The sequence below is a fragment of the Gordonia malaquae NBRC 108250 genome, assembly GCF_000344135.1.
GTDB classification, from domain to species: Bacteria; Actinomycetota; Actinomycetes; order Mycobacteriales; family Mycobacteriaceae; genus Gordonia; species Gordonia malaquae.
This window is the reverse complement of the sequence record NZ_BAOP01000015.1, coordinates 57,790-80,710: the sequence shown is the minus strand read 5'-3', so window position 1 is coordinate 80,710 and position 22,921 is coordinate 57,790. Positions and strand designations below refer to the sequence as shown.

The following is a 22,921-nucleotide window of genomic DNA, read 5'->3' as shown; positions in this document are numbered from 1 at the left end:
AGGTCAGCGGCCGAGGGGGCCGCGACCGAGACGCAACAGGAGCATCGCCAAGGTGTGACCTTCGGACCCGAGTGCGGAGAAGCGGTCGAGGACCTTCACTTCGCGGCTGTGGACCAGGCGCGGACCGCCGGTCGCCATACGGTGAGCGCCGATCTTCTTCGACACCGCACTCCGACGCTGGATGGCGGCGAGGATGATCGCGTCCATCCGGTCGATCTCCAGACGCAGGGTGTCGATGTCGTCGGGCAGATCGGCGACATCGGTGCTCAGACCGTCGACTCCCAGGTCCTTGTCGGATTCGCTTGACTCGCTCACGGTTCACGATCTTGCCATGAACCTCGACGCCGAGGGCTCGTGCCTGCCGGAAACGCGTGGCGCGGTGTACCGGCCGGACGCGGTGCGCGACAATGCAGGAATGCTGGATGCCAGGAAGATCACCGCACTCGCCGCGGCTCTCATCGTTGCGCAGACGATCGTGCGGGCGTGGCTCGTCATCCGGGGTGACTTCTACGGAGACGACCTGCTCCTCATCGCGCAGGCGTCCAGCCACGACGGTCTCGGCTGGTCCTTCTTCGGTCAGAGCCATGACGGGCATCTGATGCCGGGCGCGTATCTGGTGGTCGTGGTCTCAACATACATCGCGCCGCTCCAATGGTGGCTGCCCGCCGCGACGCTGGTCGTAGGGCAGGTACTCGCCTCACTTGCAGTGTGGCGTGCCATTCGGATCATCGCGCCGAATGCGAGAGGGGGAGCGCTCGCGGCGTTGGCCTTCTACTTGTTCGTGCCGATGACGGTGACCTCGTTCGTGTGGTGGGCCGCAGGTCTCAACACGCTGCCGTTCCAGGCGGCACTCGCATGGGTTGTCGGCAGCACGGTGGTGCTGGTTCGCGACGAGCCGACCGGGCCGCGCCGGACCCGACTGGTCGTCGGTGCGGTCGCCGCGTTTGTCGTCGGCCTGCTCTTCTTCGAGAAGTCGTTGGTGATACTGCCCGTCGCCCTGGTGGTGGCTTTGCTCGCGGTCCGCCACGACCGTCGTGTCGGCTCGCTGCTCACCGCGGTGTTCAGCAGGGCGAAGGAGCTCTGGGCGGCGATGGGCGTCGTGTTCGTCGCATGGGCGGTGCTGTTCTTCACGACGTCCACCACGGACGACGGTGAACGTTCGGCGTCGCAGATGGCCGAACTGGTCTGGCGCAGCGTGAACAATGCGATCGTGCCGTCGTTCGCAGGCGGGCCGTGGGTGTGGGAACTGTGGCCGCCTGCCCCGCCGATGGGGTTGGCGCCGGTCTGGATGATCGTCGTCGGCTGGTTGGTGATCGCGGCTCTCGTCGTGACGACGGTTCGCGCCCGTCGCGGTGCGGCGATCGTCTGGGTCTTCGCAGCCGTCTACGCGGTCGGCGTGCAGATCCCCGTCATGTGGCTGCGATCGAGCGAGAACACCGCACTCGAACTCGCCCAGACTCTGCGGTATCTGCCCGACACCGCCCTGGTGTTCGCGCTCGCCTTCGCGTTGATCGCCGCCGCGCCCGTTCCCGGTGGGTCACACGCCGCGAAGGCTGAGCCGGACCGCAGACTCTCGATCGCCGGAGCCGCCGGGTGTGGACTGCTGGTCCTGTCGGCGATGGTCGGCACGTCTTCGTTCTCGCAGTCGTGGAGCGAGGGACCCACGGGGGACTACCTGACCAACGCCCGCCAGGCGATGAAGGACAACGCCGGGCGCGTGATGTTCGACCAGGCCGTGCCGATCGAGGTGCTCCACCCGGTCACTTACCCGAACAATCAGATCAGCCGAATCTTCGGGCGCCTGCACGACCGTCCCGACTTCGGCGGATACACCGACAGGCTCGTGGTTCTGGCCCCGGACGGGCGGGCGGTCCCGGGGGCGGTCACGAGGTCCCGCACCATCGCGCCCAGCCGCGGCACGTGCCGGAACCCCGGCATCGCGGGCCCGCAGCGACTCCGCCTCGACGGGCCGCTGTTCAACATCCAGTGGACGATCCAGCTCAGCTACTGCGCCAACATCGGGGGCGACGTGGAAGTCGGCCTCGAAGGGGGACAACCGCTTCGCATCACTGTCGAGCCGGGTCTGCACGCGGTCTACCTACAGGTGAGCGGCCAGGGAGACAGGCTGCGGATCCGTCCGGTGACCCCCGGCCTGCGACTGCACACCGGCGAAGGACGTGTTGGACTGCCGGTGATCGCCGACCTCGCGCCCTGAGGGGTCGGCAGAACTGTCGTAGGTCGAAGGTAGCCTGGCAAGGCGATGAACACCTCTGTCACTTCTGCCTCCAGCCACTCCGACGCGGACCTCACCGACCGCGGTCGGGAACTGCTCGACGGGCTCAACCCGCAACAGCGGGCCGCTGTCGTTCATCAGGGTGTGCCGCTGCTGATCGTGGCCGGAGCCGGGTCGGGCAAGACCGCAGTCCTGACTCGTCGTATCGCATTTCTGCTGGCCGAACGCGATGTGACACCGGGGCAGATCCTCGCGATCACCTTCACCAACAAGGCCGCCGCCGAGATGCGCGAGCGAGTCATCGACCTCGTCGGTCCCCGCGCCGCGTACATGTGGGTGTCGACGTTCCACTCGACGTGCGTCCGGATCCTGCGCGCGCAGTCGGCGCTGCTCGGCAACCGGAACTCAAACTTCTCCATCTACGACGCAGACGACTCGCGTCGTCTGCTCGGCATGGTGATCCGCGACCTCAACCTCGACCCCAAGAAGTTCAGTCCCCGCGGAGTCGGAACGCTCATCTCGAATCACAAGAACGAACTCGTCGACCCGGAGGAGGCGGCTGCGCGTGCCGTCGGCGACGACGGCGACCCGACCGAGCAGACCGTCGCCCAGATCTACGCCGAGTACCAGGCCAGGCTGTCCACGGCGAACGCTTTCGACTTCGACGACCTGATCGGCGAGACGGTGTCGCTCCTGCAGCGCCACCCCGACGTCGCCGAGTACTACCGCAGGCGTTTCCGTCACATCATGATCGACGAGTACCAGGACACGAACCACGCGCAGTACGTTCTCGTCCGGGAACTCGTCGGTGACGCGGAGGCGGCGACCGGCGGCGTCGAACCGTCCGAACTGTGTGTGGTGGGCGATGCGGACCAGTCGATCTACGCGTTCCGCGGCGCCACGATCCGCAACATCGAGGAGTTCGAGCGCGACTACCCGAACGCCGAGACCATCCTTCTCGAACAGAATTACCGCTCCACGCAAACCATCCTGTCGGCCGCCAACGCGGTCATCTCCCGGAACACAGGTCGTCGTGAGAAGCGACTGTGGACCGACTCGGGAGACGGTGAACTCATCGTCGGTTACGTCGCCGACTCCGACCGTGACGAGGCGGCGTTCATCGCCAAAGAGATCGAGCAACTCGTCGACTACTCGATCGGCGGCTCGGCCAGCCACACCTACTCCGACATCGCCGTCTTCTACCGCACCAACACCGGCTCGCGCGCGCTGGAGGAAGTATTCGTCCGTCACGGCATGCCGTACAAGGTCGTCGGAGGGACGAAATTCTACGAACGCAAGGAAGTCCGCGACATCGTCGCCTACCTGCGTGTGGTGGCCAACCCCGACGATCAAGTGAGTCTGCGCCGCATCCTCAACACCCCGCGCCGAGGAATCGGCGATCGTGCGGAAGCGTGCGTGGCGGTGCACGCGGAGAACCTCGGTGTGAGCTTCTATCAAGCGCTGATCGACGCGACCGAGGGGCGAGTGGCGCTGCTGAACACTCGGGCGGTCAAGCAGATCACCGGGTTCGTGGAACTGATCGAGGGCCTGCGCACCGACTTCCTGATGTCGTTCGGCGCAGTCGGCGGGGAAGCGGACGAGGCGGTCGCGGACGCGACGACCGAAGGCTCCGACATCGGCGAACTCGTCGACGCCATCGTCGAGCGCAGTGGCTATCGAGCAGAGCTCGAGGCGTCCAACGACCCACAGGACGGGGCGCGACTGGACAACGTCAACGAGCTCGTAGCCGTGGCCCGGGACTTCAGCCTCGAAGCAGCTCAACGTGCAGAGGACGACGAGGACGACGACGTTCCGCTCGACGCTCCGAGTCCTGTCGAAGAGGGCGAACCGGAGCCGGGCTCACTCGCGGCGTTCTTGGAGAAGGTGTCCTTGGTGGCCGACGCCGACCAGGTTCCGGACGAGGGCGAAGGTGTTGTCACGATGATGACGCTGCACACCGCAAAAGGCCTCGAGTTCCCGGTCGTGTTCGTCACGGGCTGGGAGGACGGGCACTTCCCGCACATGCGAGCGCTCGGCGATCCGAACGAGCTCAGCGAGGAGCGACGTCTCGCATACGTGGGCATCACCCGTGCCCGTCAGCGTCTGTATTTGACGCGTGCCATGTCCCGGGCGTCGTGGGGTCAGCCGGTGTCGAACCCTGAGTCGAGGTTCCTGCAGGAGATCCCGCAGCACCTCATCGACTGGCGACGCACCGAGCCGCGTCGTGCTCCCCGGGAGTTCGGTTCCCGGTCGGGAGGGTTCGGCTACGACTCAGGACGCGGTTCGTCGAGCGGTTTCGGCGGCGGTGAGTCGTTCGGTCGTGGTCGGTCGTCGTACTCCTCCGATCCGACGAAGGGCCGGAACAAGCAGGTCAACTACGAGATCGGCGACCGCATGAACCACCCGAAGTTCGGGATGGGGAAGGCCGTGGCGAAGGAGGGGAACGGCATCACCGAGCGCATCACCTTCGACTTCGGCGGCAACGTCGGTCGCGTCACCCTCATGACCGCGGGCGGTCTGCCGGGGGAGAAGCTCTAGCTCGACTTCACAGCCCTTGAGAGCGGCCACGGCTTCATGCTCGGCGCCGCAGCCTTTCGACTCGCAAGCTCGCTCAAGGAGCAGGGAACGGTCGCTCACGGGGCAGGGAGCGCTCCGTCAATGCGAAGGATCGGTAGTGCGGCCGACGGCCGGTTGCTATCCAGTCAGAGCGACGAGCCGGATGCCGTGCTTCGCAAGCCAGGGCGCGGGGTCGATCTTGAAGTAGCCGCCGCCTTTGGGGATCCAGACCTCGAAGTGGAGGTGGGGTCCGGTGGAGAAGCCTTCGTTGCCGACGAGGGCGATCACGTCGCCTGCGGTGACCTTCTCGCCCTTGGTCACCTTCACGCCGCTTGACGACATGTGGCCGTACATGGTGATGGTTCCGTCTGCGCCCTTGACCTGGACCCAGTTGCCGTAGCCGGACGCCGGGCCGGCGTTGACGACAACACCATCGGTGACGGCGTGGATCGGAGTGCCGAGCGGCGCCGCCATGTCCAGTCCACCGTGGAACGCGCCCCAGCGAGGTGCAAACGCCGACGTCAGTGAGTACTTGTCGGAGATCGGGCTGACGAACATCGGGCGACGAGCGGCGTCGTCTGCCGCGGCCTTCGCGGCCGCGATCTTCTTGCCCTGCGTCAGCTGGTCCGAGAAGTCGCTGAAGTCCGGCGCCGCATCCGACTCAGTGATGCCGGGGCCGAGATCGTCGGCCGAACGGGCGAGTTCCGGTGACGCGTCCGCGGGCTCGGGCGCCGAAGCCGCATGCGTCGCCTGGTCCACGCCGGAACCGACGATGGCCACGGCGCCTGCGCCTGCGGCGATCGCCACGAGCGCGGTACGGGCCTTGAGTGCCGACGACGGAGGTCGCAGGCGATGGCGACCGTTCGGCTTCGATCCGGCGCGGGCCTTGGCCAGAGCGGACTCTGTGACGGGCGTCGGGACGTCATCGTCGTCGGTCACCGGGATCTCGGTGGTACGGACGTTCGCGATCACGGCGTCGTCGGCGCGGAGTCCAAGACGGAGGGCACGAGAGGGGACCGGGATGTCGCGCGTGACCGGAGCGTCGACAACGGCGGAGGCGTCCGCCTCGGGGTTCATAACGTCCCGTGTCGTCAAGTGCTCGTCACCTCGTATCGCGTCCTGTGGAATGTAACCATCTCGTTATCAACCTCCACGACGGTAACCAAGTGTCCGCCCTAAGTCCACCTTCGGCCAGAAGTCAGTGAGATGGGGCACAAGCTTGGGGCTGCTTGGGCTGTGGGGGCATGACAGGATTAGAGTCCGATATGGCCCGCGTTACACCGAGGCGGGCAAAACTTACTTCAGATGGTGAGCTGAATGGATCTCTTCGAATACCAGGCGAAGGAACTGTTCGCCAAGCATGGGGTACCCACCACACCCGGTCGGGTGACCGATACTGCCGCCGATGCGCGGGCGATCGCCGAGGAAATCGGCAAGCCCGTCATGATCAAGGCGCAGGTCAAGGTCGGCGGCCGTGGCAAGGCGGGAGGCGTCAAGTACGCCGCTACCCCTGATGACGCACAGACACACGCCGAAAACATCTTGGGCCTCGACATCAAAGGTCATGTCGTCAAGAAGCTCCTCGTCGCTGAAGCCAGCGACATCGCTGAGGAGTACTACATCTCGTTCCTGCTCGATCGGTCCAACCGCACCTACCTGGCCATGTGCTCGGTTGAAGGCGGCATGGAGATCGAAGAAGTCGCAGCGACCAAGCCCGAGCGTCTCGCTCGCATCGCAGTCGACGCCGTCAAGGGTGTCGACCTGGCGTTCGCGCGCGAGATCGCCGAAGCGGGCCACCTGCCCGCAGAGGTCCTCGACGCCGCAGCCGTGACCATCCAGAAGCTCTGGGAGGTCTTCGTCGCCGAAGACACCGTGCTCGTGGAGGTCAACCCGCTGGTCCGCACCCCCGACGACCAGATCCTCGCCCTCGACGGCAAGGTGACCCTGGACGAGAACGCCGACTTCCGTCAGCCCGGCCACGCCGAGTTCGCCGACGTCGACGCCACCGATCCCCTTGAGCTCAAGGCCAAGGAGAACGACCTCAACTACGTCAAGCTCGACGGCCAGGTCGGCATCATCGGCAACGGCGCGGGTCTGGTCATGTCAACCCTCGACGTCGTCGCCTACGCGGGCGAGAACCACGGCGGCGTGAAGCCGGCCAACTTCCTGGACATCGGCGGCGGCGCATCGGCCGACGTCATGGCCGCAGGTCTCGACGTGATCCTCGGCGACGAGCAGGTCAAGAGCGTCTTCGTGAACGTCTTCGGCGGCATCACCGCGTGTGACGCCGTCGCCAACGGCATCGTCGGCGCACTCGCCAAGCTGGGCGACAGCGCGAGCAAGCCGCTGGTCGTCCGCCTGGACGGCAACAAGGTCGAGGAGGGTCGCAAGATCCTTGCCGAGGCCAACCACCCGCTGGTGACCCTGGCGGAGACCATGGACGAAGGCGCCGACAAGGCCGCCGAACTGGCGAGCAAGTAGGAGCCTGCGAACATGTCGATCTACCTGAACAAGAACAACAAGGTCATCGTCCAGGGCATCACCGGCGGCGAAGGCACCAAGCACACCGCACTGATGCTCAAGGCGGGCACCAACGTCGTCGGCGGCGTCAACGCGCGCAAGGCTGGCACCACCGTGTCGCACGTCGACGCTGACGGCAACACCGTCGAGCTTCCGGTCTTCGGTTCGGTCGCCGAGGCCATGGAGAAGACCGGGGCCGACACCTCGATCGCCTTCGTGCCCCCGGCCTTCTCGAAGGACGCCATCATCGAGGCCATCGACGCGGAGATCCCGCTGCTCGTGGTCATCACCGAGGGCATCCCCGTGCAGGACTCGGCGTACGCCTGGGCGTACAACGTCGAGAAGGGCGAGAAGACCCGCATCATCGGCCCGAACTGCCCCGGCATCATCACGCCGGGAGAGGCACTGGTCGGCATCACGCCGAACAACATCACGGGCAAGGGCCCGATCGGCCTCGTCTCGAAGTCGGGCACCCTCACCTACCAGATGATGTACGAGCTCCGTGACCTCGGCTTCTCGACCGCCATCGGTATCGGCGGCGACCCGGTCATCGGCACCACCCACATCGACGCGATCGAGGCCTTCGAGAACGATCCGGAGACCAAGCTGATCGTCATGATCGGTGAGATCGGCGGCGACGCCGAAGAGCGTGCGGCCGACTACATCAAGGCCAACGTCACCAAGCCGGTCGTCGGCTACGTCGCGGGCTTCACCGCGCCGGAAGGCAAGACGATGGGCCACGCAGGCGCCATCGTGTCGGGCAGCTCCGGCACCGCGCAGGCCAAGAAGGAGGCCCTCGAGGCCGCAGGCGTCAAGGTCGGCAAGACCCCGAGCGAGACCGCTCGCCTCGCCCGCGAACTCTTCGAGGCGCTCTGATCCCTCAGGGACTCATCACAGAACCCCGGTCCGGCACGAGAGTGCCGCACCGGGGTTCTGTGCATCTGACATGATTTACCGATGATCTCGAAGTTAGTGTCCGAAACGGTCGGCAAGGCCGTCTCTGTTCCGGGCAGCACCGTCCGGTTCGTGCTGTCGGAGGCGTTGACGTTCCTCACCGAGGAGATCGATGCGACGCAGATGCTGATGGACGCGATCGACCTCAACCGGATCGTCGGAACGCTCGACGTGAACCCGATCGTCGAGAGCGTCGACCTGAACGCTCTCCTCGAGAAACTCGACATCAACGCGGTCCTCGACACCGTCGACCTCAATCGCCTGATCGCTCGCCTGGACATCAACGCAGTCCTCGACCAGGTGGACCTGCCGAAACTGCTGGAGCGGATCGACCTGAACGCGCTCCTGGCCGACCTCGACCTCGACGCAGTCCTCGACCGCGTCGACGTCAACGCGCTGCTCGACGGCGTCGACATGTCGTCGGTGGTACGCGGCGCGAGCACCACCGTCACCACCGAGATGATCTCCGACGTCCGGACCGGCAGCGAACGCGCCGACGACGTCGTCGAGGGCATCGTCAACCGCATGCTCGGACGGAAGCAGGGCAATGAGTGAGGCAGCCGCTCCCTCGGAGGAGACGACGATCCGCGATGCGGGCATCGTGTCCCGGTCGATCGCGGCCGGCATCGACTTCGGCGTTGTGATCGGGTTGATGGGCATCGGGTACTTGTCGATGGCGATCATCCTGTTCGCCGTCGACTTCCGCGAGTTCCGGTTTCCCGAAGTGATGTGGATCTTCACGGCGAGCGGGTTCTTCGTCACCGCGGTGCTGTACCTGTTCGTCTGCTGGGCCGTCACCGGCCGCACTGTGGGTTACGCGTTCCTCGGACTCCGCCTGGCGAACGCGGCAGGCGACGACGTCCCGGTGGTGCGGATCCTTCCGCGTGCGGCCTTCTGCGTGGTGTTCCCTTTCGGGCTCGCGTGGGTTGTGCTGTCCCCGAAGCGGAAGTCGTTGCAGGACATCGTGCTCCGCACGCGAGTGGTCTTCGCCGACTGACCGTCGTTCCGTCCTTGACACGGCCGCGGTGTATGTCGTTCGAACGAAATCGACGAGCCGAGGGGGTCTTGCCGGTGAATACGTGCCAATCGAGTGGTTCAATACTCCCATGACGCAGCCGCCGTACCCGGGTCAGCCGGGCAACGTCCCCAGCAATCCCAACGTTCCGACGGGCGGATTCGACGCCACGACGAACATCGAGCAGCAGGGACAGCAGTGGGGCGCGCAGCCTGCACCGCAGAGCCAGCCGTTCCCCGGTCAGCCCGCGCCCGGGCAGCAGGTGCCGGGACAGTACGGCCAGCCCATGCCCGGACAGTACGGCCAGCCCTCGTTCGGCCCGCCGGTGCCGGCTCGGCCGTCGTTCCTGGCACTGCTGCCGCTGCCCTACAAGCTTGCGCTCGGCTCTGCGGTCGCAGGCGTCATCACCTTCTTCATGGGCTTCCTGGCATGGCTCACGATCGACGAGAGCGTCGAACGCGACGCGGAGAACTGGGCGGCAGACCTCAACGGCTCGGTGGACATCCCGGCGTTCTTCTCGCCGACCCTCCTGCTCAGCGTCGGCTGGTTCTTCATCCTGCTGGGGGCCGTCGCCGTCGCGACGTTCTCGCTGATCGCTCCCAAGTGGCGCAAGTTCCTGCCGTATCTCGCGTTCGGATCCGTTGCGGGCTGGCTGGGCATCTTCGCGGCCTCGATGGGTATTCCGCCGTTCATCGGACTGGGTGCAGGCGCGATCGTCGCACTCATCCTGGGCTTCGTGCAGGCGGCGCTGCTGGTGGCCGCGGTCATCATCGATGGTCTCGCAGAGGCTAAGAACCCGCCGCAGAACTGATACATGGCGGACGCTGAGCATCCCGTTCCCGGTGCCGCTGCTGCGGTGCCGGGAACAAAGCGTTCCCAGGCCAAGGCCGCCCGACGGGCGGAACTGATTGCCGCGGCGGCTCGGCAGATGGCTTCGCGGGGCTTCTCCGGTGTGCGCTTGGAAGACATCGGCGCGGAGGTCGGTGTCAGCGGGCCCGCCATGTACCGGCATTTCTCGTCCAAGACCGATCTTCTCGACCAGATGCTCCTCGACATCAGCGAGCGACTGCACGCGGGAGGCGAGGGCGTGGTCGAGGCGGGCGGAGAGCCGGGCGACGTCCTGCGGCGGCTCGTCGACTTCCACATCGACATGCTCGTCACCAAGCCGGACTTGATCGTCGTGCAGGGGCGCGACATGTCGTCGATGACTCCCGACACGAATCGCCGCGTCCGATCGTTGCAGCGACGGTATGTCGAGAGATGGGTCGACGTCCTGCTAGCGGCTTCCGGAGAGTCGTTGAGCCGTGAGCAGGCGCGTGTGCGTGTTCACGCAGGATTCGGCCTGCTGAACTCCTCGCCCCGCCTCCCCGCGTATCCGACGGATCAACTCGGTCCGCTCCTGGCCGGCATGGCGCTCGCCGCGCTGTACGCGGACCCGCCGGACTGAGACGATCACCTGGTCCGGGTTGCGTTTTGTGCCAGCGACACACTCGTTCCTGTTCGATCGATCAACTTCGGGATACGTTCATGTGATGGTCACCTCAACGCGCTCCTGGGTTCGCAGCATTGCGGCGACGGCGACATCGATCGCAGCGCTCGTCACCGTGCTCGTGGTGCCGGCGGCGGCCGAGCCGCAGTCGGGCGGCTGGACGACGCCCAGGCTGACCGTTGCGCATCGAGACATCACCGATGTCACCGGCCGCACCGTGATCCTGCGCGGGGTGAACGCGAACCATCTCGTCGAGTACGCCCAGAACGGGCAGCCGCTGGCAACCGTCGTACCGGAGTCCGACGTCGACTACGCCGACATGGCCGCCCTCGGATTCAACGTCGTCCGACTCAACGTCTCCTGGTCGCAACTCGAGCCGACCCGCGGCGCTTTCAACAGGGCCTACGTCGATCGCATTCGGCAGGCCGTCGATCAGGCGAAGGCCCATGGGATCTACACGGTGCTCGACATGCACCAGGACGCCTGGGGCCCGACGATCGGAACGCCGCGCGGCGCCGAGTGCCCCGGCCCGCTCCAACCCGGCATCGGCTGGGACGGTGCACCCGGCTGGGCGACGATCACCGACGGCTGGACCACGTGCACCATCGCAGGCCAGCGAGAAGCCGCGCCGGGTGTGGCGCGAGCATTCCAGAACTTCTACGACGACCGCAACGGAATCCAGGGTCGCCTCGTCGCGACCTGGGCACGACTGGCAGGCGAGTTCAAGAACGAGCCGGCGGTCGCGGGCTACGACCTGTTGAACGAACCGAACCCGGGTCTGCGCGAACCGATCGGCGCAGCGGACCAGATCGGCCGGTTCTACCAGCGTGCGATCCGGGCCATCCGCGTCGCCGAGCGAGGTGGATTCGAGCACCTCGCCATCGTCGAACCCAGTGCGCTCTGGTCGGCATTCGGAACCGACGTGCTCCCGCCGGCCAAGTACCTGACGGACCCGCGCGTCGTCTTCTCTCCACACCTGTACAGCGGGTCGATCAACGTCAGCAACGACATCCCGTCCGTCGAACAGGGCTTCCAGATCGCGAAGAACGCGGCCGCCGTCTACAACGCGCCGCTGTGGACCGGGGAGTGGGGCTGGTGGAGTGATCCCAGCCGTCGTGCCTCCGACGTCGCTCGCTTCATGCGCTCCGCCGATGCCCACCGGATCGGCGGCGCCTGGTGGTCGTGGGCGCAGGCGTGCGGCGACCCGCATGCGGTGAAGGGCGACGACACCCTCAACGACCAGCATCACCTGAACATCGTCGCCTGCCCGTCGGGCGTCATGACCGGACTCGATCGTTCTGTCGCAGCGGTCCTCGGCCAGGCTTTCCCTCGCGCCGTTCCAGGACGACTCACCCGCACCGACAAGCGCGGGTTCGCAGGCGTTGGAACCGGCCGGGTGGAGGCGTGGATCCCGGGAAGCGCACGCCCCACCGCGAAGACCACCGGACTGTCCGACGTCGAGCTCATCCAGGTCGATGGAGGATGGCAGTTCATCGCCCGCTCGGCCGGGCGGTACTCCGCGTCGTTCTGAGGCCGCGTCGCGACCTTCAGCGACAGACGCTGCCTTCCTCGACGTAGATCGACGCTTCAACGACAAACGCGGCCTCTGTGAAGGCCGCGTTTGTCAGTGAAGGTCGCGGCGGCAGCCGGCCGAACGTCGACGCGAAACCGAATCGCCGCCTGGCTGTCCTAGCGTCTTTGACAAACGCTCCCACAGGGAGCGGTAGCCCGGTGGGACGACTCGACCTCTGACAAGGCCGCCACCCGGTTTCGCATCAACGTTCGGCATGCTGAAGGGGGAATCGTTGCCGCGACCCTCACCGACAAACGCGGCCTTCACGGAGGCCGCGTTTGTCGGCGAGGCGTCGATCTGTGTCTGCGAACGCCGCGTTCGTCGCCGACGGCCGCGAACAGTGGCTACAGCGCGCGAAGCTGGCGGGCCATCTCCGCGCGGTAGCGGGCGACGTTGCCCATCTTGACTCCCTCGTAGCCGCGGACCATGTCCGGCAGGTCTGCGATGGCGGTGGCGGCGGCGATCCGCTCGGGCGCCGGGTACGTTCCGAGAGCAGCGACGACGACGTCGACGGCACGGCGGTACTCGACGATCAGCTCGCGTTCGGTGCGACGGACCTCGCCGTGGCCGAACGGATCGAGTTTGGTTCCGCGAAGACGCTTCATCGACGCGAGACTCCGCATCGCCGGATCGGCCCACTGGCCGAGCGACAGCTTCTTCTTCATGCCCATCTCACGCAGCATCGGCGGGTGCAGGCGCAACGACACCTTCGCGTCGTCACCCCACGTGTTGGAGATCTCCGCAGCGAACGCGGCGTCGTCGGCGAGACGCGCCACCTCGTACTCGTCCTTGTAGGCCATGAGCTTGTACAGGTTCCGGGCGACGGCAGACGTGAAGTCGTCGCCGTAACCGCCGCGATGGACACGCTGAACGTCCGCCAGCCAGGAGTCGGCGTACTTCGCGCTCTGGTAGGCGACCAGCTCGTCATAGCGTCGCTCGACGATCGCCGTGAGGTCCTCGCCTGCGCCGGCGAGGGTGGATGCAGCCTTCGTCGCGACCGCGCTCGGTGCGTACGTCGGGACCTGGACGCGGACCGATTCGGCCGCGGCCACCACGGCGTCGGGTGCGACGACGGCCTGGCGACCGCGGCGGAACGCCTGGATGTTCACCTCGACGGCGACGCCGTTGAGTTCGATGGCCCGCTCGATCGCATCGGCCGAGATGAGAAGTGCGCCGGTCTGGTACGCCGCGCCCACCATGAGCATGTTCGCGTACTGCTCGTCGTCGAACAGGTCATCGGACAGTTCACCCGCGTTGAGGTACACCGAGCGCGCGACGTGATCGTCGATGGCGGTGCGGACCGCAAGAGCCTCCGGGAACGCGACCGACGTGTCGATGACCATCGATCCGGTGGGCACTTTCGCGGTGGACACGACGGCGACAGTCTTCTTCGACGACGCGACTTTCAGGTTCACCGGATCGGCGCCCACGAGCTGGTCACAGGCGAGGTACACATCGCAGTCGCCGGACGCGACCTTCGCCGCCTGTTCCACCGGCGACGCGGACACCTTGATGTCACTGACGACGGCACCGCCCTTCTGGGCGAGTCCCGTCATGTCGACGGTTCGTGCGCTGTGACCGTCGATGACGGCTGCGGTGGCGAGCACCTGGGACACGGTCACGACACCGGTGCCGCCGATGCCGGTGATTCGAATAGTGAAGTTTCCGTTCATGGTCGGAACCAACGTGGGTTCCGGGATGAGCGAACCGGCGATGGAGGCGACCTTCTCGCGGTTGCGCGCCGTGCCCGGCACGATGCTGACGAATGCCGGGCAGTCGCCTTCGAGGCACGAGAAGTCCAGGTTGCACGAGCTCTGATCGATCTGCGTCTTGCGGCCGAACTCGGTCGACACGGGATGCACAGACAGGCAGTTCGACTTCGCGCCGCAGTCGCCGCAGCCCTCGCAGATGCGTTCGTTGATCATCACACGCTGCTTCGGAGTCTTGAACTGGCTGTTCTTGTCGGTCCCCTTGTCGCGCTTGCGCTTGCGGCGCTTTTCCGCGGCGCAATGCTGATCGTGGACGAGGACGGTGACGCCGGAGACTTCGGCGAGCTCCTTCTGGACGTCGAGCATGTCGTCTCGGTGGCGGACGTCGACGCCCTTCGGCAGGCCCAACGCCTTGGTGCGTGACGGATCGTCCGACGTGACGACGATCTTCGCGACCCGCTCGGCCTGCAGCAGTGCGAGGATCTGGGGAAGTGTCATCTGACCCACCGGGTCCTGACCGCCGGTCATCGCGACAGTGCCGTTGAACAACAGCTTGTAGGTGATGTTCTCGCCGGACGCCACCGAGGAGCGGACGGCGAGTGAACCAGAGTGCATGAACGTGCCGTCGCCGATGTTCTGCACGAAGTGGTTCTCCGTGACGAACGGCGCCATGCCGAGCCATTGGCTGCCCTCGCCGCCCATCTGGGTGACGCCGGCGATGTCGCCGACCTGCTCCGGCTCCATCAGGAGCACCATCGCGTGGCAGCCGATGCCGGCGCCGACAAGAGTGTCGTCGGCGACCTTCGTCGAGCTGTTGTGCGGGCAGCCCGAGCAGAAGTAGGGGGTGCGGACGGCCAGCGGCAGCATGATGCGCTCGCGTGTGGCATTGCGTTCGTCCATCCACCGCTGGGCGGGTTCGATGTGGTGGTACTTGCCGAGGCGGGCCGCCAGGCCTCGCGAGACGGAGTCGACGTCGAGCTCACCGAAACGCGAGAACAGCGTGGAACCGTCTTCGTGAGTCTTGCCGACGATCGCGGGGGCGTCCGGACGGCGGAAGAGGATGTCGCGCATCATCGTCTCGATGAAGTCGCGCTTCTCCTCGATGACGATCACTTCGTCGAGCCCGGCGATGAAACGGTCGAGAATCCCCCGCTCGATCGGGTAGACCATGCCGAGCTTGAGGATGCGGATGCCGAGGCGGCCGAGGTCGTCGTCGGAGATGCCGATGAGACGCAGCGCCTCGCGGAGGTCGAGGTACGTCTTACCTGCGGCGACGATGCCGATGCGGTCGTCGCCCGTCGACTGGACGATGTTGTTGAGGCCGTTGAGGCGCGCATACTCGACGGCGCGCGGGATGCGGGTGGTGAGCTGGTTCTGCTCGAGCTCCATCAGCGTGGGACCGAGGAGCCTGCCGGACGGGATGTGCGGACTGGTGCCGAGGCCGCCGTAGTCCACCTCGAAGCGGTCGAGGTCGATCTCTGCAGTCGACGAGCCGTCGGCGACGTGCGCCGAGATCTTCATCGACGTCCACAATCCGGAGACGCGGCTCATCAAGGCTGCGTGGATGCCGAAGTCCAGGATGTCGGCGCTGTCGGCCGGGTACAGGATCGGCATGTACAGGTCGGCGAGGGCCATCTCCGACGAGCAGGGGACCGTTGAACTCTTGGCGCCGGGGTCGTCGCCGACGAGTGCGACGGCGCCGCCCGCAGAGTGGGTGCCGATGATGTTCGCGTGACGCAGCGCGTCGGTCGCGCGATCCAGGCCGGGCGCCTTGCCGTACCAGTACCCGACGACACCGTCGCGCTGCACGCCGGACTTGTCGGCGGCGAGATGGCCGACCCGCGCCGCGACCTGCGAGCCCATCACCGACGTCGCGCCGATCTCCTCGTTGAGACCGGGACGATGGACGATGTCCCACTTCTCCAGATGCTTGCGGCGTCGGGCGATCTCGAGGTCGTAGCCGGCGAGCGGCGAGCCCTCGTAGCCGGAGATGAACGACGCGGTCTGTAGGCCGTTGCGGCGGTCGAGCACCGCGCGGTCGCGCACGGTGCGGACGAGGGCCTGGATGCCGGTCAGATAGATGCTTCCGGACGCGCGTGTGTAGCGGTCATCGAGCGAGAAATGCGAGGGGCTGCTCGCAGGGGTGGACTCCGCGTGGGCGCGGTCGTCGGCGACGGTCATGGGTTCACCTGGCCTTGCTGTATTCGGCTCAACACGCAGGCCAAGGGTGATAGGCGTGCGGTCGAGAGCGTTGTTGATGACGCCACGAGGGTGTGTGGCTTGCCCCCACCCTAACTGTTTCAGTGAGCTGCGTCACCAGTGATGGAACAATCTATTTCGTGTCTGGCGGATGTGCGTCGGGTCACGTATGGTCAATTCGGTTAATGTCGAATAACTGAAAGGTGCGGCGATGGTCGACCAGTTTCTCGCCCCGCGGGACGCTCATCGGTCCAACGTGGACGAGCTCCGCGAACGACTGCTCGCAGCTGCGGCCGGAGGCGGCCAGAAAGCTCGGGACCGTCACGTCGAGCGCGGCAAACTGCTCGCTCGCGACCGGATCGACGGACTCGTCGACCCCGGTTCACCGTTCCTCGAAGTCGCGCCGCTCGCCGCGTACGGGATGTACGACGGGAAGGCGCCCAGCGCGGGCGTCGTCGCAGGCATCGGCCGCATCCACGGCCGGGAGTGCATGATCGTCGCCAACGACGCGACGGTGTCCGGCGGCACTTACTACCCGGTGACCGTCAAGAAGCATCTGCGCGCGCAGGAGATCGCCGCAGCGAACAGGCTGCCCTGCATCTACCTCGTCGACTCGGGTGGCGCGATGCTCCTCAACCAGGACGACGTGTTCCCGGACCGCGAGCACTTCGGTCGGATCTTCTTCAACCAGGCGAACATGAGCGCTGCCGGGATCCCGCAGATCTCAGCGGTCCTCGGTTCGTCCACCGCAGGCGGTGCGTACGTCCCCGCGATGAGCGACGAGAACGTCATCGTCCGCAATCAGGGCACCATCTTCCTGGCCGGCCCGCCGCTGGTGAAGGCCGCGACAGGCGAAGACGTCACTGCCGAAGACCTGGGCGGCGGTACCATGCACTCATCGATCTCCGGCGTCACTGATCACCTCGTCGACAACGACGAGCAGGCGTTGGAGAAGGTCCGCGAGATCGTCGCGACATTCGGCCCGCGCGCGGCCGCTCAATGGGAGACATCGCGCACCGTGGCGCCGCCGCGCGCGCAGACCGACCTGTACGACGTGGTCCCGACCGACCCGAAGATCCCGTACGACGTCCGACAGGTGATCGAGATCCTGTCCGACGGCGGTGAGTACACGGAGTTCAAGGCGGACTACGGGACGTCGCTGGTCACCGCATTCGCCACCCTGCACGGACATCCGGTCGGCTTCGTCGCCAACAACGGCGTCCTGTTCAGCGAGTCTGCGCTCAAGGGCGCTCACTTCATCGAACTCTGCGATCAGCGGCGCATCCCGTTGATCTTCCTGCAGAACATCACCGGGTTCATGGTCGGCCGCGAGTACGAGGAGGGCGGCATCGCGAAGAACGGCGCCAAGATGGTCAACGCCGTCGCGTGTGCCAGTGTCCCGAAACTGACCGTCATGATCGGTGGCTCGTTCGGTGCGGGCAACTACTCGATGTGCGGCCGCGCCTACTCGCCGCGCTTCCTCTGGATGTGGCCGAACGCTCGCATCTCGGTGATGGGCGGGCCGCAGGCCGCCGACACTCTCGCCACAGTCCGCCGCAAGGGTGTGGAGCGTGCGGGCGGAACCTGGTCGGACGCCGACGAAGAGGCTTTCAAGGAGCCGATCCGCGCACAGTTCGCCGAGCAGTCCGATGCGTACTACTCCACCGCCCGACTGTGGGACGACGGGATCATCGACCCTGCCGACACCCGCACCGTTCTGGGCCTCGCCCTCGAGGCATGCCGTTACTCCCCGCTCCCCGAACCGCGCTACGGCGTCTTCCGGATGTGATCACCATGAACCAGGAGTCCCCAGTGAGCACCAGTTCCCCCAGCGCATCGAGTGGTTCTCGAGCGCAGTCGAGAGGCGGAGTCGGTCCGAAGCGCATCCGCAAAGTCCTCGTCGCGAACCGCGGTGAGATCGCGGTCCGGGTGATCAACACCCTCGACCAGATGGGCGTCGAGTCGGTCGCCGTCTACTCCGATGCCGACGTCGACGCACCCCACGTCGCCGCGGCGGGTGAAGCGGTGCGTCTCGGTCCGGCCGCCGCGTCGCAGAGCTACCTCGACATCACCAAGGTCGTCGCCGCAGCGCAGGCGACAGGCGCCGACGCAGTCCACCCCGGGTACGGCTTCCTCTCCGAGAATCAGGCGTTCGCGGCCGCATTGAACGATGCGGGCATCGTCTTCATCGGGCCGCCTGCCCGGTCGATCGCCACGATGGGCGACAAGATCACCGCCCGTGCGGCCGTCACCGAGAGGAACGTCCCGGTGGTCCCCGGACTGTCTCGGCCGGGACTGACCGATGCGGAACTGATCGAGGCCGCGCCGGGGATCGGCTTCCCGGTGCTGATCAAGCCGAGCGCCGGTGGCGGCGGCAAGGGCATGCATCGTGTGGAGAACATCGACGATCTGCCCGCGGCACTGATCACGGCACGACGAGAAGCGGGGGCGGCGTTCGGCGACGACTCGTTGTTCCTCGAACACTTCGTCCTCACCCCGCGCCACATCGAGGTGCAGGTCCTCGCCGACACCCACGGCAACGTCGTCCACCTCGGGGAACGCGAGTGCTCCCTGCAGAGGCGGCACCAGAAGGTGATCGAGGAGGCTCCGTCGGCGCTCCTCGACGAGGCCACTCGCGCTCGCATCGGCCAGGCCGCATGCGATGCGGCGCGCAGCGTCGGGTACACCGGCGCGGGCACGGTCGAGTTCATCGTGTCGGCTCGGGACCCCGAGAACTTCTACTTCATGGAGATGAACACTCGTCTGCAGGTGGAGCACCCGGTGACCGAACTCGTCACCGGACTCGACCTGGTGGAACAACAGGTCCGCATCGCGCGTGGCGAGGCGTTGTCGTTCACACAGGACGACGTCACCATGACCGGCCACGCCATGGAAGCCCGTGTGTACGCCGAAGACCCGGCGCAAGGCTTCCTCCCGACAGGCGGCGAGATCGGCGACCTCGCGTGGCCGCGGTCGGCACAGACACGGCCTGCTCACTTCGTTCCCGGCGCCGTGCGAATCGACTCCGGTGTCGTCGCCGGTTCCGTCGTCGGCAGCGACTACGACCCGATGCTCGCCAAGGTGATCGTCCACGGCGCAGACCGCGCCGAAGCCGTCGAACGTCTCGACGAGGCGCTCGCTCAGACCCGCCTCACCGGTGTCGTCACCAACATCGATTTCTGCCGTCACGTGCTCGCGCATGACGCAGTTCGGGCGGGCGACCTGGACACCGAACTGCTCGACCGGATCGTCGTGGACTATCAGGCTCCGACTCCGCCGCCCGAGGCGCTTGTCGCCGCGTCGCTCGGAGTCCTCGACCTCGGCGACCCGGACGACCTGTGGTCCAGTGCTCTCGGCTTCCGGGTCGGAGCGCCGTCGCCGTATGTGTCTCGTCTGTCGGTCGACGGCGAGACGTACACAGTGTCGTCGCTCCTCCAGCGCAGCGGTTCGAAGGGGCGAGAGGTGGAAGCCCAGGTGACCGTGCAGTCCGACGGCGGCGACCCGTGGAGTGCGCATGCGGTGATGACGCCGTTGGGAGGATCGGCGATCACGCTCACCTGCGACGGCGTCCGGAAGCGCTTCACCGTCCGTGACCACTGGGTGGCCGGCGACGACGGGACATGGCTCGTCCACCCACTGCGTGCACTGTCCGACGGAGACGCAGCGGACGCCGCGGGAGACGTGACAAGTCCGATGCCCGGAACCGTCGTCGCAGTTCCCGGAGTCGACGGTGCAGACGTCGTCGCGGGCGATCCGCTTGTGGTGGTCGAAGCGATGAAGATGGAACACACGCTCCGCGCGCCGGTCGACGGCGTTGCGAGCATCTCCGTTCGAGTCGGTGACAAGGTCGCCTCAGCCCAGGTCATGGCTCACGTGGCGACCCCGCCTGCTCCTTGAGGGACGCGCGAACCCACCTGCTCCTTGAGGGGGAGGCGCCCCTTTCTTCTCCTCGAGCGGGAGGCGCTTTTCCTACTCCTTGAGCGAGCTTGCGAGTCGAAAGGTGTTCGGGTGCAGACCTTTCGACTCGCTCCGCTCGCTCAAGGAGCAGAGGAGGTCGCGCGACGCGACGGAGCAGAGGGGGTCGCGCGACGCGACGGAGCAGAGGGGGGTCGCGCGGGGCGAGGGAGCAGAGGGAGTGCGCGGGGAATGAGCAAGTTGTGGCGGCAGCGGAAAAACACAAAATGAAGGAACAGACATGGAATTGACCCAGGAGTACACCGACCTCGTCGACAGCGTGCGCGACTTCGCGCAGAGTGTCGTCGCACCGGTCTCGGCGCAGCACGACCGCGAGAAGACCTTCCCGTACGAGGTCGTCGCCAAGATGGGTGAGATGGGCCTGTTCGGTCTGCCGTTCTCAGAGGAGTTCGGTGGCATGGGCGGCGACTACTTCGCCCTGGCCCTCGCGCTTGAGGAACTCGGCAAGGTCGATCAGTCGGTGGCGATCACCCTCGAAGCGGGGGTCGGCCTCGGCGCGATGCCGATCTACCGCTTCGGAACGCAGGAGCAGAAGGAGCGATTCCTTCCCGATCTGCTGGCAGGCAAGGCTCTCGCCGGATTCGGCCTCACTGAGCCGGGCGCCGGCTCGGATGCAGGCGCGACTGCGACGACGGCCCGTGAAGAGGGTGACGAATGGGTGATCAACGGCGGCAAGCAGTTCATCACCAACTCCGGCACGGACATCACTTCGTTGGTCACCGTCACGGCCGTGACCGGTGAGAAGGCTGGCGGCGGGAAGGAGATCTCAACGATCATCGTGCCCGCCGGGACGCCCGGATTCACCGCCGAGCCCGCGTACGACAAGGTCGGCTGGCACGCATCGGACACACACCCGCTGAGCTTCGACGAGGCCCACGTCCCGCGCGAGAACCTCCTCGGCGAGCGTGGCCGCGGCTACGCGAACTTCCTGTCGATCCTCGACGAGGGCCGTATCGCCATCGCGGGCCTCGCGACCGGCGTCGCGCAGGGCTGCGTCGACGAGTGCATCAAGTACGCGCGTGAGCGGAAGTCATTCGGGAAGGCGATCGCCGAGTACCAGTCGGTGTCGTTCGCGATCGCCCGCATGGAGGCGCGTGCTCACGTCTCCCGCATGGCCTACTACGACGCTGCAGCGCGCATGCTCGCCGGAAAGCCGTTCAAGAAGGAGGCGTCGATCGCGAAGATGATCTCCAGCGAGGCCGCGATGGACAACGCACGCATGGCGACGCAGATCCACGGCGGGTACGGATTCATGAACGAGTACCCCGTCTCGCGTCACTACCGCGACTCGAAGATCCTCGAGATCGGCGAGGGCACCACCGAAGTCCAGTTGATGCTGATCGCCCGTTCGCTGGGACTCCCGGCATGAGCGAGGGCAAGCGCGTCCCGCAGCGCGGACTGTGGTTCGAGGAGTTCGAGATCGGGACAGTGTACGAGCACCGCCCCGGACGTACAGTCACCGAAGCCGACAACGTTCTGTTCACGACGCTGACGATGAACACTCAGGCACTGCACCTGGATGCCGCATGGTCCGCGCAGCAGCCGGGATTCGGCGGACAACGGCTGATCAACTCGATGTTCACGCTGTCGACGATCGTCGGACTCTCCGTCTCGCAGCTGACCCAGGGGACGCTCGTCGCGAACCTCGGATTCAGCGACATCGCGTTCCCGCATCCGCTCTTCGCGGGCGACACGCTGTACGCGGAGACCGAATGCACCGGAAAACGAGAGTCGTCGTCGCGCCCCGGTGAAGGAATCGTCCAGATAACGCACATCGGCCGCAACCAAGACGGTGTCATAGTGGCGAGAGCGTCGCGCTCGACGCTCGTCCGACTCGCACCCAAGGAGAACTGAAATCGCATGACTGTCGAATCGTGGACACCCGCAGGACCTGCACTCCTGTTCTGCCCGGCCGATCGACCCGAGCGCTATCTGAAGGCGCTCGATCGCGCCGACATGGTGATCCTGGACCTTGAGGACGCCGTCGCTCCCGTCAACAAGGCTGCCGCGAGGGAGGCGCTCGTCGCGAATCCGGTCCACCCGGATCGGGTGATCGTCCGGATCAACCCGGCGGGCACCGAAGACCACGAACTCGACCTCGCCGCCGTGCAGGCGACGCCGTATCGGGTCCTGATGCAGGCCAAGGTCGAAGAGCCCTCGCAGATCGCCCACCTGCCGACGATCGCCCTGATCGAGACGCCGATGGGTGCACTCCGGGTGGAGGAGATCGTCGCGGCGCCGAACTGCATCGGCCTGATGTGGGGAGCGGAGGATCTCGTTGCAGGTCTCGGCGGCACGTCGAGCAGGTTCGGCGTCGGTGAACCGTACGCGGGCGAGTACCGCGATGTGGCGCGTCACGTTCGTTCGCGTGTCCGGCTCGCCGCAGGCGCCTACAGCAAGGCCGCGATCGACGCCGTCCACATCGACATCGCCGACGTCGACGGACTGGTCGCCGAAGTCCAGGACGCAGTCGCACTCGGGTTCACCGCGACCGCGTGCATCCACCCGTCGCAGGCCGCCCACATCAGGGACGGGTACGCGCCCGCTCCTGAGCGTGTCGAATGGGCCACGCGAGTGCTTCAGGGTGCAGTCGTCTACGACGGCGGCGTCTTCCAGCTCGACGGCCAGATGATCGACGGTCCCGTCTTGGCGCAGGCTCGCGCCGTCCTGTCCCGCGCGGGCGTCACGCGGTAATTCA

At 66.4% G+C, this 22,921-nt stretch carries 17 protein-coding genes; 14 read left to right on the top strand and 3 right to left on the bottom strand.

The annotated features are described in order from the left end of the window. Positions 1-3: 3 nt before the first annotated feature. The gene (locus GM1_RS11725; RefSeq protein WP_008379088.1) at positions 4-315 is read right to left on the bottom strand and encodes a chorismate mutase; all 312 of its coding nucleotides are present in this window, start codon (positions 313-315) and stop codon (positions 4-6) included. A gap of 100 nt (positions 316-415) precedes the next feature. Between GM1_RS11725 and GM1_RS11720 the strand changes: the two genes are divergently transcribed. Together GM1_RS11720 and GM1_RS11715 are read left to right on the top strand one after the other, a co-directional pair. Then, a complete protein-coding gene (locus GM1_RS11720; RefSeq protein WP_040519992.1) occupies positions 416-2,215 on the top strand; it encodes a hypothetical protein in 1,800 nt (599 codons plus the stop codon). Positions 2,216-2,260: 45 nt separating this feature from the next. Further along, positions 2,261-4,771 (top strand): UvrD-helicase domain-containing protein, encoded by a 2,511-nt coding sequence (locus tag GM1_RS11715; RefSeq protein ID WP_008379084.1) that lies wholly within the window; start codon positions 2,261-2,263, stop codon positions 4,769-4,771. 156 nt (positions 4,772-4,927) lie between these two features. Here the strand turns inward: GM1_RS11715 and GM1_RS11710 are convergent, their stop codons facing one another. Continuing rightward, the gene (locus GM1_RS11710) at positions 4,928-5,866 is read right to left on the bottom strand and encodes a M23 family metallopeptidase (RefSeq protein ID WP_008379083.1); all 939 of its coding nucleotides are present in this window, start codon (positions 5,864-5,866) and stop codon (positions 4,928-4,930) included. 240 nt (positions 5,867-6,106) lie between these two features. Here GM1_RS11710 and sucC point away from each other — a divergent pair, with 240 nt between their 5' ends. The 7 genes from sucC (at position 6,107) to GM1_RS11675 (ending at position 12,298) form a co-directional block, all read left to right on the top strand. Beyond that, entirely contained in the window at positions 6,107-7,270 is a 1,164-nt protein-coding gene (sucC, locus tag GM1_RS11705) for an ADP-forming succinate--CoA ligase subunit beta (protein WP_008379081.1), read from the top strand. A gap of 12 nt (positions 7,271-7,282) precedes the next feature. Further along, on the top strand, positions 7,283-8,185 hold the full coding sequence (gene sucD, locus GM1_RS11700; protein WP_008379080.1) for a succinate--CoA ligase subunit alpha: 903 nt from the start codon (positions 7,283-7,285) through the stop codon (positions 8,183-8,185). A gap of 81 nt (positions 8,186-8,266) precedes the next feature. Then, on the top strand, positions 8,267-8,818 hold the full coding sequence (locus GM1_RS11695; RefSeq protein ID WP_008379078.1) for a hypothetical protein: 552 nt from the start codon (positions 8,267-8,269) through the stop codon (positions 8,816-8,818). Next, positions 8,811-9,260: an RDD family protein gene (locus GM1_RS11690; RefSeq protein ID WP_008379076.1), complete on the top strand. Its 450-nt coding sequence runs from the start codon at positions 8,811-8,813 to the stop codon at positions 9,258-9,260. The genes GM1_RS11695 and GM1_RS11690 overlap by 8 nt, the downstream gene beginning before the upstream one ends. Before the next feature lie 109 nt (positions 9,261-9,369). Next, a complete protein-coding gene (locus GM1_RS11685; protein WP_008379074.1) occupies positions 9,370-10,089 on the top strand; it encodes a DUF5336 domain-containing protein in 720 nt (239 codons plus the stop codon). 3 nt (positions 10,090-10,092) lie between these two features. Continuing rightward, on the top strand, positions 10,093-10,725 hold the full coding sequence (locus GM1_RS11680; protein WP_008379072.1) for a TetR/AcrR family transcriptional regulator: 633 nt from the start codon (positions 10,093-10,095) through the stop codon (positions 10,723-10,725). Between the two features lie 85 nt (positions 10,726-10,810). Further along, the gene (locus GM1_RS11675; protein WP_008379071.1) at positions 10,811-12,298 is read left to right on the top strand and encodes a glycoside hydrolase family 5 protein; all 1,488 of its coding nucleotides are present in this window, start codon (positions 10,811-10,813) and stop codon (positions 12,296-12,298) included. A 386-nt stretch (positions 12,299-12,684) separates the two neighbouring features. Here the strand turns inward: GM1_RS11675 and GM1_RS11670 are convergent, their stop codons facing one another. Next, positions 12,685-16,230, bottom strand: a complete 3,546-nt coding sequence (locus tag GM1_RS11670) for an indolepyruvate ferredoxin oxidoreductase family protein (protein WP_008379069.1) — start codon at positions 16,228-16,230, stop codon at positions 12,685-12,687. A 229-nt stretch (positions 16,231-16,459) separates the two neighbouring features. Between GM1_RS11670 and GM1_RS11665 the strand changes: the two genes are divergently transcribed. From GM1_RS11665 to GM1_RS11645, 5 genes are all read left to right on the top strand, one after another. Continuing rightward, positions 16,460-18,037: a carboxyl transferase domain-containing protein gene (locus GM1_RS11665; RefSeq protein WP_008379068.1), complete on the top strand. Its 1,578-nt coding sequence runs from the start codon at positions 16,460-16,462 to the stop codon at positions 18,035-18,037. A gap of 23 nt (positions 18,038-18,060) precedes the next feature. Beyond that, positions 18,061-20,145 (top strand): acetyl/propionyl/methylcrotonyl-CoA carboxylase subunit alpha, encoded by a 2,085-nt coding sequence (locus GM1_RS11660; RefSeq protein WP_008379066.1) that lies wholly within the window; start codon positions 18,061-18,063, stop codon positions 20,143-20,145. 298 nt (positions 20,146-20,443) lie between these two features. Beyond that, the gene (locus GM1_RS11655) at positions 20,444-21,592 is read left to right on the top strand and encodes an acyl-CoA dehydrogenase family protein (protein ID WP_008379065.1); all 1,149 of its coding nucleotides are present in this window, start codon (positions 20,444-20,446) and stop codon (positions 21,590-21,592) included. Next, positions 21,589-22,077, top strand: a complete 489-nt coding sequence (locus GM1_RS11650) for a MaoC family dehydratase (protein ID WP_008379062.1) — start codon at positions 21,589-21,591, stop codon at positions 22,075-22,077. The genes GM1_RS11655 and GM1_RS11650 overlap by 4 nt, the downstream gene beginning before the upstream one ends. Before the next feature lie 6 nt (positions 22,078-22,083). After that, a complete protein-coding gene (locus tag GM1_RS11645; RefSeq protein ID WP_008379061.1) occupies positions 22,084-22,917 on the top strand; it encodes an HpcH/HpaI aldolase/citrate lyase family protein in 834 nt (277 codons plus the stop codon). The last annotated feature ends 4 nt before the right edge of the window (positions 22,918-22,921 follow it).

Coding starts and splice junctions, on each gene's coding strand:
- GM1_RS11655 (WP_008379065.1), top strand. CDS start 20,444: ATGGAATTGACCCAGGAGTACACCGACCTCGTCGACAGCGTGCGCGAC.
- GM1_RS11690 (WP_008379076.1), top strand. CDS start 8,811: ATGAGTGAGGCAGCCGCTCCCTCGGAGGAGACGACGATCCGCGATGCG.
- sucC (WP_008379081.1), top strand. CDS start 6,107: ATGGATCTCTTCGAATACCAGGCGAAGGAACTGTTCGCCAAGCATGGG.
- GM1_RS11680 (WP_008379072.1), top strand. CDS start 10,093: ATGGCGGACGCTGAGCATCCCGTTCCCGGTGCCGCTGCTGCGGTGCCG.
- GM1_RS11710 (WP_008379083.1), bottom strand. CDS start 5,866: ATGAACCCCGAGGCGGACGCCTCCGCCGTTGTCGACGCTCCGGTCACG.
- GM1_RS11685 (WP_008379074.1), top strand. CDS start 9,370: ATGACGCAGCCGCCGTACCCGGGTCAGCCGGGCAACGTCCCCAGCAAT.
- GM1_RS11665 (WP_008379068.1), top strand. CDS start 16,460: ATGGTCGACCAGTTTCTCGCCCCGCGGGACGCTCATCGGTCCAACGTG.
- GM1_RS11670 (WP_008379069.1), bottom strand. CDS start 16,230: ATGACCGTCGCCGACGACCGCGCCCACGCGGAGTCCACCCCTGCGAGC.
- GM1_RS11715 (WP_008379084.1), top strand. CDS start 2,261: ATGAACACCTCTGTCACTTCTGCCTCCAGCCACTCCGACGCGGACCTC.
- GM1_RS11650 (WP_008379062.1), top strand. CDS start 21,589: ATGAGCGAGGGCAAGCGCGTCCCGCAGCGCGGACTGTGGTTCGAGGAG.
- sucD (WP_008379080.1), top strand. CDS start 7,283: ATGTCGATCTACCTGAACAAGAACAACAAGGTCATCGTCCAGGGCATC.
- GM1_RS11695 (WP_008379078.1), top strand. CDS start 8,267: ATGATCTCGAAGTTAGTGTCCGAAACGGTCGGCAAGGCCGTCTCTGTT.
- GM1_RS11645 (WP_008379061.1), top strand. CDS start 22,084: ATGACTGTCGAATCGTGGACACCCGCAGGACCTGCACTCCTGTTCTGC.
- GM1_RS11720 (WP_040519992.1), top strand. CDS start 416: ATGCTGGATGCCAGGAAGATCACCGCACTCGCCGCGGCTCTCATCGTT.
- GM1_RS11675 (WP_008379071.1), top strand. CDS start 10,811: ATGGTCACCTCAACGCGCTCCTGGGTTCGCAGCATTGCGGCGACGGCG.